This is a genomic window from Acinetobacter sp. NBRC 110496 (assembly GCF_000876115.1).
Taxonomy (GTDB): domain Bacteria; phylum Pseudomonadota; class Gammaproteobacteria; order Pseudomonadales; family Moraxellaceae; genus Acinetobacter.
Window position 1 is genome coordinate 1 of sequence record NZ_BBTF01000074.1, and the last position, 14,586, is coordinate 14,586.

Here is a 14,586-nt window from a genome sequence, read left to right on the forward strand (position 1 = left end):
GCGCAGGAAACGCAACCGTTCCAGTGTTTTGGCATCGAAAACGTTGTAGCCACCTTCGGTTCGCCAGGCGGGATGCAACAACCCGCGCATCAAGTAGTCGCGCACAACATGCACGCTTACGCCTGCATCTTCAGCAAGCTTCGAAATCGAGTAGGCATTCATGCCGTGTTTCGCTCGCTGTCTTCTAACAGCTTATGCGCGATCAGATGTCCGAGACCGAATGCATTCTCGACAGGCACGAGCTCTATCCCCGGGTGCGTCGAAGCCCATGCATTTGCAACAGAAGGCGATGCAAAAAAATGCACATGACAGCAAAAGGAACAGCGAATGTCGGGTGAAGCATCCGGCGTTAGCAGAGACACCATTGTTTCCGCCGGTTCAACCTGAAGCACTGCTTCTGGCGCAACTGTGAGCGTAATCGGCCTGCCGGTGGCAGCACAGCGCGACGTGACACGGGCTGTTTTGCCAATCAAAGCGGGAAACATCAAGGTGTCGAGCGCACACCAGGTGTATAAACGGCGGCCATCCACTTCAAAAACGTGAGGGGTTTCGCGTAGCGTCAGGCCCAGTCCAATGATATTGCCCTGCTCGTCATATTCGGTACCGGGCGCCGGCTCAAGTACAGTTGCAACCCTCTGCCCAGACCATCCGAGTGCGGTGCCGAGCGCTTCGCGTGACACAGGCCTTCCCATCACAAGCTGACGAAGCAGGGTGACGAAGAGGGTTGCGAACTCTTCTGGATGATTGCCAGATGAGAGGCTCTCGGCAATCTTTTTGGAATATATAGTCTTGTCCAATTTCCACCTCCAACATCCAAGCAGCGGTTACGCGGCATAAACCCACCCTTGGCGATTACATGCCGCGCTTTTCAAAGATCACGTCAGCGTGCGCTTTGCCGGCGTTTCCATTCCTGGACCAGCAATTGCGCTTGCTGCACCTGTTCGGGCTTCATTTGAGCCGCATAGTCGGCAATGACTTTTGCTGCCGTTGGTTCTCCTGACGCTGCTGCCAGACTCATCCACTTGTAGGCCTGAACCTGGTCGCGCGCGACCTCACCGAGCCCCTTCGCAAACAGTTGAGCCAGCCTGACTTGAGCCTGCGTGTGTCCCTGCTCGGCAGAGAGGCGGTACCACTTGAACGCCTGTGCATCGTCGGCAGGAGCCGCACGCCCTTTCTTATACATACCGTCGACTTCGCTTGCGTAGAGGCGCCCCAGGTTGAACTGCGCATCAGCTTCACCCTGCTCGGCCGCCCTGCGAAACCACTGGATCGATGCAGCATGGTCTTGTTTTACGCCCATACCGCATTTGTAGGCAAGACCCATGATGTTCTGCGCCATGGCATCGCCCGCCCTCGCTTTCTTTTCCCAGCCGTCGACGGTCTCCGGCGCCAATGTTTCGATCGCTGCTCCCAGCTTAGAAAAGTCGTAGGCCGCCAGCGCATTGTTTGACAAGCCAAACGCTGCAGTACCCGCCAACAGAATGGTTAAGCATGCACGGGTGCAACGTGCTGTTAGTCTAATATCGCAAAACATAAAAACTCCTCTGTCGCTCTTTTCGTGTCCTTGGTTTAGCCCGCACAGCACGATAGCTGTGTCACATCCTTCGAGAAAGTCTGTGCCACCAGTTTGAGACCTTCCACCATGGTGAGGTAGGTGAAAAGTTGGTTGGCAAGATCCTGGACGGTCATGCGAGCCCGGATGGCAATCGCGGCAGTCTGGATGATCTCGCCTGCTTCCGGTGTTACAGCCTGAACCCCAAGAATGCGTCCAGATTCAGCCTCAGCGACAAGCTTGATAAAGCCGCGCGTGTCGAAGTTGGCGAGTGCACGCGGCACATTGTCGAGCGTGAGAGTACGACTGTCGGTTTGCAGGCCGATGCGCTGGGCTTCTGCTTCACTGTAGCCAACCGTGGCAACTTGCGGATCAGTGAACACGACTGCCGGCATAGCGTCGAGATCGAGCGTTGCGTCGCCGCCTGTCATGTTGATACCGGCACGGGTGCCAGCGGCGGCTGCAACGTAGACGTACTGCGGTTGGTCGGTGCAATCGCCGGCTGCATAAATGTTCGGTGCGCTCGTTCGCATGCCTTTATCGATCACGATGCGATGTTGCGAGTCGAGCGCCACACCTGCTCGTTCAAGATCCAGGCTGGTGGTATTCGGTGCGCGGCCGGTAGCAACGAACAATTGATCCGCGCGCAACTCTCCCTGCGGGGTCGTGAGGATGAATTGGCGATCGGAATAGGTCACGGCACTTGCCTGTGTCTGTGTCAACACCGTGATGCCTTCCGCTCGGAAGGCAGCGGTCACGGCCTCGCCAATGGCAGGGTCCTCGCTCGCAAACAACGTGCGCCGCGCCAGGATCGTGACTTCGCTGCCCAGCCGTGCAAACGCCTGCGCCAGTTCCAGCGCTACTACTGAGGCACCGATTACTGCGAGCCGTTTCGGAATGGTCTCGCTAACCAGCGCTTCGGTGGAAGTCCAATAGGGGGTTTCTGCAAGACCAGGCAACGGCGGAATGGCTGCGCTCGCGCCGGTAGCAATGAGACAGCGGTCAAACGCCACTTCGTGCCAGTCCCCTTCTGCAGCTTCCACGATAAGCGTGTGGCCATCCTTGAAACGGGCGCTGCCTCGTACCAGATTGATTGACGGATTGCTTTCGAGGATGCTTTCATATTTGGCAATTCGCAGCTCGTCCACGCGCGCCTGTTGCTGGACAAGCAAACGGTCACGCGAGACAACAGGCGGCGTCGCAGTGAGCCCCACGTCAAAAGGACTTTCACGGCGCAGATGAGCGATATGGGCTGCCCGAATCATGATCTTGGAGGGAACGCAACCCACGTTGACGCAGGTGCCGCCGATAGTCCCGCGCTCGATCAGCGTGACCCGGGCACCGTTTTCCGCCGCTTTGAGCGCAGCCGCCACAGCGGCTCCGCCGCTACCGATAACCGCCACATGTAACTGACCGGCCAGCTCCTCCACCGCGCGGTCACCGCTCAGCCACTGGGCGGCTCTGCCAAGAAGTCCTGGCCGTTCAGCACTGCGCCTTTTGCTTTCCACTTCGTCTGCAGGCTTAGCACGATAACCAAGTGCCCCCACTGCCGTCACGAGTGCCGATACGTCAAGCCTATTGCCCGTGACCTGCGCCCTGTTCGCCGGATAATCGACAGACGCTCGTATCACGCCGGGAACCGCCAGCAGCGCGTCCTCAACGTGCTTTGTGCAACTTGGGCAAGTCATGCCCGCCACGCTCAGACCAACTTCGTTTAATTCTTGCATTTTGCTCTCTCTTTCATCCGTTATGCCCAAGCCGAGTCGTACAACGCCTCGGTAACTGGATCAGTTTTTCGCATCAGCGAACAGGCTCCGTACGTCATTTACAGGTTGTGCACGGAATGACTGACAGTAGAATCGCCAGAACAACATCTCTATCTGGCTCTGGCGACGCCGCCGTCATTTGATGCCTTATTTCTTCAGTTCAGAAGGGTAGCCCACGTCCGTCGTCGCCTTGTTCAATGCCTGGACGCTGGTTTTCGCATCGTCGAACGTCACAACAGCCAGCTTGGTTGCGTAGTCGACCTCGATCTTGCTAACGCCCTCTACCTTGCTCAGCGCCTTCTTCACGGTGATAGGGCAAGTCGCGCAGGACATTCCGGGAACGGACAACGTGACCGTCTGCGTGGCGGCCCAGGCAGGGACAGCGAAGGTAGCGGCAAGGGCAAGAGCGGTAAGCAGTTTTTTCATGATTTTTCCTCAATTAGTAGAACAGGGGCATTACATACGGGAACGTTAGTGCAACGACAACTAGCGCAGCCACAATCCAAAAGATGACTTTGTACGACGTCTTGGCTTGTGGGGCAGCGCATACATCGCCAGGCTCGCATGCTTGCGTAGTCCGGAAGATGCGGCGGTAGGCAAAGAACATTGCTATCAATGCCGCACCGAGAAAGATGGGGCGGTAAGGATCCAATGCCGCCAAGTTACTCATCCAAGCGCCGCTGAATCCCAACATGACCAACACCAACGGCCCCAGGCAGCAGGCCGACGCAAGAATGGCGGCCAGCCCACCAGCAAACAGGGCGCCGCGGCCTTTTTGCGGCTCAGACATAAATTCTCCTTTGCAAGATCCATCGAAAACATGATCGTACGTCCGGAGCTAAGTACGGAGTCAAGGACTTTGGAAAAACAGCGGCGGGTTCCGCCTGGCCCGTGGCGTGCACCCCTGGCGGCTACGGCCTGTTCGACGATGCTGCCTTGCAACGGCTGTGCTTCGTACGGGCGGCCTTCGAGGCGGGTATCGGCCTGGATGCGTTGGCGCAGCTGTGCCGGGCGCTGGATGCTGCGGACTCCGAGGAAGCGGCCGCGCAGCTTGCCGTGCTGCGCCAGCTCGTCGAGCGCCGCCGCCAAGCGCTGGCGAACCTGGAAGCCCAGTTGACTGAATTGGCGCATGGCGCGTCGGCGCTTCCTGTATGAATAGTCAGGAGCGCATTCCCCCCGACACACCCAAGCCGCTCAGCGGCTACCTTTGGGGCGCGCTTGCGGTGCTCACATGTCCCTGCCACCTGCCGGTGCTCGCCGTTGTACTCCCCGGCACAGGGGGCAGCTGGCTCCTCGGAAAGCATCGGGTCATCGCGGCAGTCGCCCTGACGGGGCTGTTCATCCTGTCCTTGGCACGAGGGATCCGCGCTTTCAGGCGAAGTGCCTGATCATCGCCGGGCAGGACCGAAGTGACTGCCTTGCAACGGTTACAGAGCCAGGTTGAGCGCTCCAAGCCAGGTATTGCAGCAGTGCTGCCTTCGATGGACCAGTCGGTGGCGGCAACTTTGCACGCTTTAGAAAGTCCGAGTGGTCGTGTGCTTCGCATCCTGGCGTTCCGCGGAACGCACCTATTTTATCGAATTAGGAGAGTGAATGATGAAACGATACAACCTTGTGATTATTGGCACCGGGACGGCAGCGATGGTCGCCGCGATGCGTGTGCGGGCTGCCGGATGGAGTGTTGCGGTGATTGATTTCCGCCCCTTTGGTGGCACGTGCGCACTGCGCGGGTGCGATCCCAAAAAAATGCTCGTAGGCGGCGCCACCGCGGCGGACCACGCCCGTCGCATGCATGGCAAAGGCATTGCCGGCGAGACCCGTATCGACTGGCCGGCCCTGATCGCCTTCAAGCGGACTTTTACCGATCCCATTCCAGAAAAGCACCGGCAGCGTTACGCCGACAAGGATATAGATACCTATCATGGGCTTGCCCGCTTCACCGGCCGCCAAACGCTTGATGTCGAAGGCGAGCCGCTGGAGGCCGAGTACATCCTGATCGCCTCGGGAGCGGAGCCGATGAAGCTCGGCATCGCGGGCGAGGAGCACCTGATCACCCACGAGGAATTTCTTGAATTGGAGACCCTGCCGCGCCGGATCATTCTCGTCGGCGGTGGCTTTATCGCCTTCGAGTTTGCGCATACCGCACGGCGCGCAGGCGCCGAAGTCACCGTACTCGAGCAGGCTTCGCGCGTGCTCGGGCCATTTGACCCAGACCTTGTCGGGTGGCTGGTGGAGAAGTCTCGCGATCTCGGCATTGACGTGCGCACCGGGACCGCCGTCGAGACCATAGACCGGGACGGTGGCAGCTTCACCGTCCGTGCCGCTGCACATGGGAACTTGGAGACGTTCCAGGCAGACCTCGTTGTGCATGGCGCCGGCCGCGTGCCCGCGCTCGACGCGCTCGACCTGGACGCCGCCGGGGTGGCGCACGAGCGGGGCCGGATCAAGCTCAACGAGTTCCTGCAGAGTGTCTCTAATCCGGCGGTGTATGCGGCCGGCGACGCCGCGCAAGTGGGCCCACCCCTGACGCCGGTGTCGAGCCACGATGGCAAGGTGGTTGCGTCGAATCTGCTGAACGGGAACCACCAAGAGCCGAACTACACTGGGGTGCCGAGCGTGGTCTTCACGATCCCGCCCCTTGCCGCCGTGGGACTAGGCGAAGCTGAGGCGCGCCGGCAAGGCTACAAGTTCCGCATGCAGAGCGAAAAGGCATCCGACTGGTTCACGGCGCGTCAGGCCGCAGAGCCTGCTTATGGATTCAAGGTGCTCATCGACGAGGAAACTGACCGGGTGCTCGGCGCACATCTACTGGGCCCGCATGTGGATGAGGTGATCAACATCTTTGCTCTCGCAATACGCCATGGCCTCACGGCGGAACAGCTCAAGACGACGATGTTCGCCTATCCCACCGGTGCGTCGGACATTGGATATATGTTGTAGTCCGGCCGTAAATCCGACACGGGCCAGGAGCGGCCGTGATATATCGGCCGATAGGCGTCAGATTGAGGCATACCCTAACCTGATGTCAGGATGCCCCGAATTGATCAGTCAGGATAGAGTCCGTTTCGTGATTTCTTGAAAGATGCCGCGAAGGGTCATAGAGTTTCCCTGACACTTTCGCCTCTTGGAGACTCATCTTGCACGGTCAACGCATGGGCTATATCAGGGTCAGCAGTTTCGACCAGAACCCAGAACGCCAACTCGACAACGTCCAGGTGGATAAGCAGTTCATCTACAAGGCTTCGGGGAAGGACACCCTGCGGCCGCAGCTCGATGCCATGCTGTCATTCGCGCGCGAGGGTGACACTGTGGTGGTGCACAGCATGGATCGCCTTGCCCGCAACCTAGACGACCTGCGCCGCCTGGTGCAGCAGCTCACCAAGCGCGGCATCCGCATTGAGTTCGTCAAGGAGTGCCTCAGCTTCACTGGCGAGGATTCGCCGATGGCGAACTTACTGCTGTCGGTAATGGGAGCGTTCGCTGAATTCGAGCGGGCGCTGATCCGCGAGCGGCAGAGAGAGGGGATCGCGCTGGCCAAGCAGCGCGGCACTTACCGTGGCCGTAAGATGGCGCTTGTGGACGACCAGGTTGTCGAGCTACGCCGCCGCGCCGGTGCCGGCGAGCAGAAAGCCACGCTTGCGCGCGAGTTCGGCATCAGTCGCGAGACGCTGTATCAATACCTGAAAGTGGCGCCAACGGCTTAACCCGGTTTTCCGTTCCACTGCACCTCAGACCCCAGGAAGACCGCGCGGCCTTCATCGCCGCGGTGGACAAGGCAAGCCACCATGTCGAACGTCAACCGACTAAAAGCGCTTCACCCTCAAACCAATCTCCTTGATTCAAACCCGACCGCCTTGGACACTTTTACTTCACGACTGCAAGCTCTGGACACTTTTGCTTCTTTAAATCGGACACTTTCACTTCAACGAACGAAAATGGCCGGAATCTCGGCCGATGATCGTTCTGCTTAGCGTACGTTTTTTTCCGAATTCTGCGACGCCCCCTTATACAAGAAATTTAACGGATAAAGAGCAAAATAATATTCAGGCAGGGATTCAGTATAAAACCATTCATTTAACCGATGAATACTTTTCCCCGTTAATTATCCGCAAGGCATTAATGTCAGCAGAAAACAATTTCTTTCGATTTAATCATCTGAAAAATCACATTGTTGGGATAAAAAGTATTGATGAATTGATCGAAAAGTATCTACCTTTATATGAAATTAAATATTCGTATTCAGAAGGTAAGGACATTAACCAACTTGAAGCGCATGAAAAACTGCAATTATTGGTCGGTGTGATTTTACCCGAAGTGCGTAAAGCCATAGATCGGCACATGCCACAGATTACAGGAAGTCATATTTTTAGACCTAAATCACTATCCTCTATCTTTCAGCAAGAAAAGAACATCTACTTGGTTTCGTTCCCTATCCAAGATTCAGATGGTGAAACGAGTGATCATGCACCTGATGAACGTGCAAAACCACAGTCAAGCCATGACAACCCCGATCTACAGTTTGATGTTGAAACTGCCGATTGGTACGCCTACAGTGAAAACTATGGCACAAGTGAAGAAAAACGCTTTGTTAAGTTTGTTGCAACTCAAATTGACGAGCTTAAATCACGCTACAAGGGTGCAGAGATTTACCTGATACGGAATGAACTCGATTATTGGTTGTTTAGCCCTAAAGATGGTCGTAGATTCAGCCCTGACTACATGCTGATCATTAATGATGCTGAAAATAGTGAAATGTACTATCAATGCTTAATTGAGCCTAAAGGTGGTCATTTGCTTGAAAAGGATACTTGGAAAGAGGAAGTATTGATTAGTTTGGATGATGAAAGCCAAATTGTTTTTGATGCAGATCAAGATGATTCACAAAACTATGTTGAGTTCTTAAATGAAGTTAAAGAGCATGGTTATAAGGAAGTTAAATGTTTAGGCTTCAAATTCTACAATACCGAACCACGATCTGAATCAGATTTTGCTATTGATTTTCACAATAGGATGCCGAGTTAATCTAGGTTTCTCACTGTAACCTGCTGATTATTATCTTTTTGTGAAGTTGCTACATAATATTGTTTTTATTGCTTAAAATTATATTCCGATGCTTGGTCAAAACTGCAAGTATGCAGTCTTGACCAGGCATCTAGGGGTCGTCTCAGAATTCGGAAAATAAAGCACGCTAAGGCGTAGTCACCCCGTGACTCCCCCGCGCCGATGCAGCGAGCTTCGTTCCGTCTTGCAGTGACGCAATCAGCGGGCAGGAAACGTTCCCTTTCCGCGCATGGCAGGCGCACATCAGTTCAGACAGCACGGCCTCCATGCGTGCCAAGTCGGCCATCTTCTCGCGCACATCCTTGAGCTTGTGCTCGGCCAGACCGCTGGCTTCCTCGCAATGGGTGCCATCCTCCAGCCGCAGTAGCTCGGCGATTTCGTCCAGGCTAAAGCCCAGCCGCTGGGCCGATTTCACGAACCGCACTCGTGTTACATCCGCCTCGCCATAGCGGCGAATGCTGCCATAGGGCTTGTCTGGCTCCGGCAGCAGGCCCTTGCGCTGGTAGAACCGGATGGTCTCCACATTGACCCCGGCCGCCTTGGCAAAAACGCCAATGGTCAGATTCTCAAAATTAATTTGCATATCGCTTGACTCCGTACATAACTACGGAAGTAAGCTTAAGCTATCCAAACCAAATTTGAAAGGACAAGCGTATGTCTGAACCACAAAACGGGCGCGGCGCGCTCTTCGCCGGTGGGCTGGCCGCCATTCTTGCGTCGGCCTGCTGCCTGGGGCCGCTGGTTTTGATCGCCTTGGGGTTCAGCGGGGCATGGATCGGCAACCTGACGGTATTGGAGCCGTATCGGCCGATCTTCATCGGCGCGGCGCTGGTTGCACTGTTCTTTGCCTGGCGGCGCATCGTCCGACCGACCGCAGCCTGCAAGCCGGGCGAGGTGTGCGCGATTCCGCAAGTGCGCACCACCTACAAGCTCATTTTCTGGTTCGTCGCCGTGTTGGTCTTGGTCGCGCTTGGTTTTCCCTACGTCATGCCATTTTTCTACTAATCAGGAGTTCATCATGAAAAAGCTGTTTGCCTCCCTCGCTCTCGCCGCTTTCGTTGCCCCCGTGTTCGCCGCCACTCAGACCGTCACGCTGTCCGTGCCTGGCATGACCTGCGCCTCTTGCCCGATCACTGTCAAGCACGCGCTTTCCAAGGTTGAGGGCGTGAGCAAGACCGACGTAAGTTTCGACAAGCGCCAGGCCGTCGTCACCTTCGACGATGCCAAGACCAACGTCCAGAAGTTGACCAAGGCGACCGAGGACGCGGGCTATCCGTCCAGCCTCAAACGCTGATCCGTTAACCGAACTCGGGAGCGACACATGGGACTCATCACGCGCATCGCTGGCAAAACCGGCGCGCTCGGCAGCGTCGTTTCCGCGATGGGCTGCGCCGCCTGTTTTCCTGCCATCGCCAGCTTTGGCGCGGCCATCGGACTGGGCTTCTTGAGCCAGTACGAGGGGCTATTCATTGGCATCCTGCTGCCGATGTTCGCCGGCATCGCGTTACTCGCCAATGCTATCGCTTGGCTCAATCATCGACAGTGGCGACGCACGGCGCTCGGCACGATAGGCCCGATCTTGGTGCTGGCAGCGGTGTTTTTAATGCGGGCTTACGGCTGGCAGAGCGGTGGACTGCTCTATGTCGGCCTGGCCTTGATGGTTGGGGTGTCGGTCTGGGATTTCATCTCGCCAGCACATCGCCGCTGCGGGCCGGACAGCTGTGAATTGCCAGAACAACGTGGCTGACGGCAACAGCCGTAGCCACCACAGAAAAGGAAAAATACATGACCCATCTAAAAATCACCGGCATGACCTGCGACTCGTGCGCGGCGCACGTCAAGGAAGCGCTGGAAAAAGTACCCGGCGTCCAATCTGCCATAGTGTCCTATGCCAAGGGCGCGGCCCAGCTCGCCCTTGATCCAGGCACAGCGCCGGACGCACTGACCGCCGCCGTGGCTGGCCTGGGCTACAAAGCGATGCTCGCCGATGCCCCGCCGGCCGACAAGGGCAGCGGCGGCGAGCGCCCGTTGCAAGTCGCCGTGATCGGCAGCGGTGGAGCCGCGATGGCGGCAGCACTGAAGGCCGTCGAGCAAGGCGCGCAGGTCACGCTGATTGAGCGCGGCACCATCGGCGGCACCTGCGTCAACGTCGGTTGTGTGCCGTCCAAGATCATGATCCGCGCCGCCCACATCGCCCATCTGCGCCGGGAAAGCCCATTCGACGGCGGCATGCCACCCACACCGCCGACGATCTTGCGCGAGCGGCTGCTGGCCCAGCAGCAGGCCCGTGTCGAAGAACTCCGTCATGCCAAGTACGAAGGCATCCTGGACGGCAATTCAGCCATCACCGTTCTGCACGGTGAAGCGCGTTTCAAGGACGACCAGAGCCTTATCGTTAGTTTGAACGAGGGTGGTGAGCGCGTCGTGATGTTCGACCGCTGCCTGGTCGCCACGGGTGCCAGTCCGGCCATGCCGCCGATTCCGGGCCTGAAAGAGTCACCCTACTGGACTTCGACCGAGGCCTTGGTCAGCGACACCATTCCCGAACGCCTGGCCGTCATCGGCTCGTCGGTGGTGGCGCTGGAACTGGCGCAAGCCTTCGCCCGGCTGGGTAGCCAGGTCACGATCCTTGCGCGCAGCACGCTGTTCTTCCGCGAAGACCCTGCCATCGGCGAGGCCGTCACAGCCGCCTTCCGTGCCGAAGGAATCAAGGTACTGGAACATACGCAAGCCAGCCAAGTCGCCCATGTGGACGGCGAATTCGTGCTGACCACTGGACAGGGCGAAGTGCGCGCCGACAAGCTGCTGGTCGCCACCGGCCGGACACCGAACACGCGCAGCCTGGCATTGGAAGCGGCGGGGGTAGCCGTCAATGCGCAGGGGGCCATCGTCATCGACAAGGGCATGCGCACCAGTAGCCCGAACATCTACGCGGCCGGCGACTGCACCGACCAGCCGCAGTTCGTCTATGTGGCGGCAGCGGCCGGCACTCGTGCGGCCATTAACATGACCGGCGGCGACGCCGCCATCAATCTGACCGCGATGCCGGCCGTGGTGTTCACCGACCCGCAAGTGGCGACCGTGGGCTACAGCGAGGCGGAAGCGCACCACGATGGCATCGAAACCGACAGCCGCACGCTGACGCTCGACAACGTGCCGCGTGCGCTTGCCAACTTCGACACACGCGGCTTCATCAAGCTGGTCATTGAGGAAGGTAGCGGACGGCTCATCGGCGTGCAGGCGGTTGCCCCGGAAGCGGGCGAACTGATCCAGACGGCTGTTCTCGCCATTCGCAACCGCATGACGGTGCAGGAACTGGCCGACCAGTTGTTCCCTTACCTGACGATGGTCGAGGGGTTGAAGCTCGCGGCGCAGACCTTCAGCAAGGACGTGAAGCAGCTTTCCTGCTGCGCCGGGTAATCGGAATCAAATCACCAAACCCCAAGGAGCCAAACAACTATGGAAACATCAACCTTCGTCAAAGAAATCGCGGAGCGTTTCTCGGTTATCAACCGACTACATCCCACTGAACTCTTGCTTCCGCTTCTTCGCGAGATTGCCAAGGGAAGTCCCGTCTCGCGGAAAACGCTCGCGACCGTGCTCGACTGGCCGGCCGACAGAGTCGCGGCAGCACTCGATCAGGTCCCCAGCACCGAGTATGACGACGACGGCAATATTGTCGGCTATGGCCTTACGCTGCGCGAAACCCCGCATACCTTTGAGATTGACGGCCAACGTCTCTACACGTGGTGCGCCCTAGACGTATTAATATTCCCGGCTTTGCTCGGCAGGAGCGCGTACGTCTCCTCGCGCTGCCCTACAACGGGTGAAGAGGTATCGCTTACGGTGGCGCCAGATGGGCTGCACCGGCTCGAACCGGCGAGCGCAGTTGTGTCACTGGTGCGACCAAATGCGTCATCCGACATTCGCTGCTCCTTCTGCTGCCACGTCCACTTTTTTGCCAGCGCCGCTGCCGCTGACGATTGGGTCGCGCAGCATGAGGGTGCCGAAGTTGTGGGCGTCGAAGAGGCCTTTCGCCTTGGGCAAGAGCTTGCTCGACAGCTGTCATCGCCTAGCGGGACGTAACTGTCCTGTGCTGCGCAGGGTGAGGAAAAGGAGGTGTTCAGTGAGCGCTTATACAGTTTCCCGCTTAGCACATGACGCGGGCGTGAGTGTGCATATCGTGCGCGACTACCTGCTGCGTGGATTGCTGCGGCCGGTGGCGTGCACCCCAGGCGGCTACGGCCTGTTCAACGATGCCGCCTTGCAACGGCTACGCTTCGTGCGGGCCGCCTTCGAAGCGGGCATCGGCCTGGATGTGCTGGCGCGGCTGTGCCGGGCGCTGGATGCTGCGGACGGTGACGGTGCGTCTGCGCAGCTTGCCGTGTTGCGGCAACTCGTCGAGCGTCGGCGCGAGGCCCTGGCCAGCCTCGAAATGCAACTGGCCGCCATGCCAACCGAACCGGCACAGCACGCGGAGAGTCTGCCATGAACAGCCCAGAGCACTTGCCGTCTGAGACGCACAAACCGATCACCGGCTACTTGTGGGGCGCGCTGGCCGTGCTCACCTGTCCCTGCCATTTGCCGATTCTCGCCATTGTGCTAGCCGGCACGACGGCCGGCGCGTTCATCGGGGAGCACTGGGGTATTGCAGCCCTCACGCTGACCGGCTTGTTTGTCCTGTCTGTGACGCGGCTGCTGCGGGCCTTCAAGGGAAGATCATGACCGCTTCCCAGCCAGCCGAGAGTGGGCAGCTTTGAGCTTCGCTACCAATCTGGAGGAGTACCACCATGAACGCAAACGCCCCGAACACTGCCAGTTGCACCACCTGCTGCGTATGCTGCAAAGAAATTCCGCTCGATGCCGCCTTCACCCCGGAAGGCGCGGAATACGTCGAACATTTCTGCGGGCTGGATTGCTATGAACGCTTCCAGGCACGCGCCAAGGCCGCGACAGAATCTGACATTGCGCCTGTCCCTGGCGGTTCGCAGCCGTCAGATTGAGGCATTCTTCAAATTAACATAGGGACTGGCTTTGTTGCATAAAGGTTTGAAAGATAGAGCGATCCTAATTGAGCCAAATTCAAGTGACAACTTGGGTGTGAGGGCGCCCCAATTCTGTGAATTTGTTCAAGACGGCTACGCGTGCATGAATCTCATTCACCTGACTAGGAAAACTCCTTGCTGTTAATTTATCGCCTAATAATTTGATGCAATGCATCTTGGTTTCCACCAAACTTCGACGATGATAACCAGACCACTTTTTCCAAAGTGACCTTCCTAGCAGTTTGACTGTTTTCAATAACTCATTTCGTTCTATAGACCTGACTTGCTGATCTTTCCAAGGCTTTGCATTCTTCCTGGGTGGAATGACCGCATGTGCATCACGATTTAAAATGACTTGTCGGCAGTGCTTTGTGTCATAAGCACCATCTGTATAGACTGAATCAATTCGTTCATCCAAGGGAACTTGAGAAAGTAAATCTTCGAGCACTTGTGAATCGCTGACATTATTTGTCGTGAGTTGTACTGCACGTATTTGAAGGGTTTCAGCTTCTATAGCAATATGGAGCTTACGCCATTGGCGACGATATTCAGATCCATGTTTCTTGCATTTCCATTCACCTTCACCTAGAAACTTCAAGCCAGTAGAGTCCACGAGTAGATGCAGACCATCTCTACTTTTTTGGTAGCTAATTGTAATATCTGAATAGCCACTGATTTTGTAGGCACCTTTCAGTCCATCTAGTGACTAATTAATTTGTTTTAAATACCGATAGACAGCCTGTCTACTGATACCAAACGCTTTTGCCAGATCAACTTTTGATGAATACTTCCCTTCTTTCCAGGCTTGCAGTAATGCTTTAGCTTGATCTGGATTCAATTTATGGACACGACCTTTATATTTGCCCTGAGCTGCTGCGATCTTAATCCCTTCTTTCTGACGTTCTAAGATAATTTCCCGCTCGAATTGAGCAAAAGCACCCATCAGTTGCAGCATCAAATTATCCATCGGCGTGGATTGGGCAGTAAAAGTAATATTCTCTTTTACAAACTGGATGGCGATCCCTCTTTTGACCAGTTTATCTACTTCAGTGACCAAATCTTTTAGACTTCGTGCAAAACGATCCATGGAATGTACAATCACCCTATCCCCTTCCCGGACATAGTTCAACATTTCTTGAAATTTCGGTCGGTCGGTATTTTT

Annotated in this window: 20 protein-coding genes and 2 pseudogenes; 13 read left to right on the top strand and 9 right to left on the bottom strand. The window is 56.8% G+C overall.

Annotated elements, in window-relative coordinates; genetic code table 11:
* The 6 genes from Aba26S_RS19230 to merT (Aba26S_RS19255) form a co-directional block, all read right to left on the bottom strand.
* A partial coding sequence (locus Aba26S_RS19230; protein ID WP_034714743.1) for a MerR family transcriptional regulator occupies window positions 1-162 on the bottom strand: 162 nt, incomplete at its 3' end.
* A complete protein-coding gene (merB, locus tag Aba26S_RS19235; protein WP_033917449.1) occupies window positions 159-797 on the bottom strand; it encodes an organomercurial lyase MerB in 639 nt (212 codons plus the stop codon). The genes merB (Aba26S_RS19235) and Aba26S_RS19230, both read right to left, overlap by 4 nt.
* 83 nt (window positions 798-880) lie before the next feature.
* Complete coding sequence (gene merG / locus Aba26S_RS19240; protein ID WP_033869423.1) at window positions 881-1,534, bottom strand: phenylmercury resistance protein MerG; 654 nt, start codon at window positions 1,532-1,534, stop codon at window positions 881-883.
* A gap of 35 nt (window positions 1,535-1,569) precedes the next feature.
* Entirely contained in the window at window positions 1,570-3,279 is a 1,710-nt protein-coding gene (merA, locus tag Aba26S_RS19245) for a mercury(II) reductase (RefSeq protein WP_033917451.1), read from the bottom strand.
* A 186-nt stretch (window positions 3,280-3,465) separates the two neighbouring features.
* Window positions 3,466-3,744: a mercury resistance system periplasmic binding protein MerP gene (gene merP / locus Aba26S_RS19250; protein WP_005028432.1), complete on the bottom strand. Its 279-nt coding sequence runs from the start codon at window positions 3,742-3,744 to the stop codon at window positions 3,466-3,468.
* Window positions 3,745-3,757: 13 nt separating this feature from the next.
* Window positions 3,758-4,108 (bottom strand): mercuric ion transporter MerT, encoded by a 351-nt coding sequence (gene merT / locus Aba26S_RS19255; RefSeq protein ID WP_005028429.1) that lies wholly within the window; start codon window positions 4,106-4,108, stop codon window positions 3,758-3,760.
* 98 nt (window positions 4,109-4,206) lie between these two features.
* Between merT (Aba26S_RS19255) and merD (Aba26S_RS19260) the strand changes: the two are divergent.
* The 5 genes and pseudogenes from merD (Aba26S_RS19260) to Aba26S_RS21205 all read left to right on the top strand — a co-directional run.
* Window positions 4,207-4,473 (top strand): annotated as a pseudogene (gene merD / locus Aba26S_RS19260) (mercuric resistance transcriptional repressor MerD); the annotation flags it as partial.
* Complete coding sequence (merE, locus tag Aba26S_RS19265) at window positions 4,470-4,706, top strand: broad-spectrum mercury transporter MerE (RefSeq protein ID WP_010591735.1); 237 nt, start codon at window positions 4,470-4,472, stop codon at window positions 4,704-4,706. The pseudogene merD (Aba26S_RS19260) and the gene merE (Aba26S_RS19265), both read left to right, overlap by 4 nt.
* A 205-nt stretch (window positions 4,707-4,911) precedes the next feature.
* Complete coding sequence (locus Aba26S_RS19270) at window positions 4,912-6,258, top strand: NAD(P)/FAD-dependent oxidoreductase (protein WP_033917452.1); 1,347 nt, start codon at window positions 4,912-4,914, stop codon at window positions 6,256-6,258.
* A gap of 197 nt (window positions 6,259-6,455) precedes the next feature.
* Window positions 6,456-7,022 carry a recombinase family protein gene (locus tag Aba26S_RS19275; protein WP_033917453.1) on the top strand — a complete coding sequence of 189 codons (567 nt, stop codon included), beginning with the start codon at window positions 6,456-6,458 and terminating at the stop codon, window positions 7,020-7,022.
* A gap of 250 nt (window positions 7,023-7,272) precedes the next feature.
* Complete coding sequence (locus Aba26S_RS21205; RefSeq protein ID WP_227504998.1) at window positions 7,273-8,340, top strand: hypothetical protein; 1,068 nt, start codon at window positions 7,273-7,275, stop codon at window positions 8,338-8,340.
* A 166-nt stretch (window positions 8,341-8,506) separates the two neighbouring features.
* Here Aba26S_RS21205 and merR read toward each other — a convergent pair whose 3' ends face one another.
* Complete coding sequence (merR, locus tag Aba26S_RS19285; protein ID WP_001166626.1) at window positions 8,507-8,962, bottom strand: Hg(II)-responsive transcriptional regulator; 456 nt, start codon at window positions 8,960-8,962, stop codon at window positions 8,507-8,509.
* A gap of 71 nt (window positions 8,963-9,033) precedes the next feature.
* Here merR and merT (Aba26S_RS19290) point away from each other — a divergent pair, with 71 nt between their 5' ends.
* From merT (Aba26S_RS19290) to Aba26S_RS19330, 8 genes are all read left to right on the top strand, one after another.
* Window positions 9,034-9,384: a mercuric ion transporter MerT gene (merT, locus tag Aba26S_RS19290; RefSeq protein WP_001294659.1), complete on the top strand. Its 351-nt coding sequence runs from the start codon at window positions 9,034-9,036 to the stop codon at window positions 9,382-9,384.
* A 13-nt stretch (window positions 9,385-9,397) separates the two neighbouring features.
* Window positions 9,398-9,673: a mercury resistance system periplasmic binding protein MerP gene (gene merP / locus Aba26S_RS19295; RefSeq protein ID WP_004178136.1), complete on the top strand. Its 276-nt coding sequence runs from the start codon at window positions 9,398-9,400 to the stop codon at window positions 9,671-9,673.
* A 27-nt stretch (window positions 9,674-9,700) separates the two neighbouring features.
* A complete protein-coding gene (merC, locus tag Aba26S_RS19300) occupies window positions 9,701-10,126 on the top strand; it encodes an organomercurial transporter MerC (RefSeq protein WP_000522996.1) in 426 nt (141 codons plus the stop codon).
* A gap of 38 nt (window positions 10,127-10,164) precedes the next feature.
* Entirely contained in the window at window positions 10,165-11,799 is a 1,635-nt protein-coding gene (merA, locus tag Aba26S_RS19305; RefSeq protein WP_033917455.1) for a mercury(II) reductase, read from the top strand.
* 39 nt (window positions 11,800-11,838) lie between these two features.
* Window positions 11,839-12,465 carry an organomercurial lyase MerB gene (gene merB / locus Aba26S_RS19310; protein WP_033917456.1) on the top strand — a complete coding sequence of 209 codons (627 nt, stop codon included), beginning with the start codon at window positions 11,839-11,841 and terminating at the stop codon, window positions 12,463-12,465.
* Window positions 12,466-12,505: 40 nt separating this feature from the next.
* Window positions 12,506-12,871, top strand: coding sequence for a mercury resistance co-regulator MerD (merD, locus tag Aba26S_RS19315; RefSeq protein WP_033917457.1), 366 nt, complete (start codon window positions 12,506-12,508; stop codon window positions 12,869-12,871).
* Window positions 12,868-13,104 (top strand): broad-spectrum mercury transporter MerE, encoded by a 237-nt coding sequence (gene merE, locus Aba26S_RS19320; RefSeq protein WP_001087807.1) that lies wholly within the window; start codon window positions 12,868-12,870, stop codon window positions 13,102-13,104. The genes merD (Aba26S_RS19315) and merE (Aba26S_RS19320) overlap by 4 nt, the downstream gene beginning before the upstream one ends.
* 65 nt (window positions 13,105-13,169) lie before the next feature.
* The gene (locus Aba26S_RS19330) at window positions 13,170-13,382 is read left to right on the top strand and encodes a DUF3330 domain-containing protein (RefSeq protein WP_000993245.1); all 213 of its coding nucleotides are present in this window, start codon (window positions 13,170-13,172) and stop codon (window positions 13,380-13,382) included.
* A gap of 79 nt (window positions 13,383-13,461) precedes the next feature.
* Here Aba26S_RS19330 and Aba26S_RS19335 read toward each other — a convergent pair.
* A pseudogene (locus Aba26S_RS19335) lies at window positions 13,462-14,085 on the bottom strand (IS5 family transposase); the annotation flags it as partial.
* 45 nt (window positions 14,086-14,130) lie between these two features.
* Window positions 14,131-14,586, bottom strand: a 456-nt coding sequence (locus Aba26S_RS19340) for a recombinase family protein (protein WP_033917584.1), incomplete at its 5' end; no start/stop codon positions are given.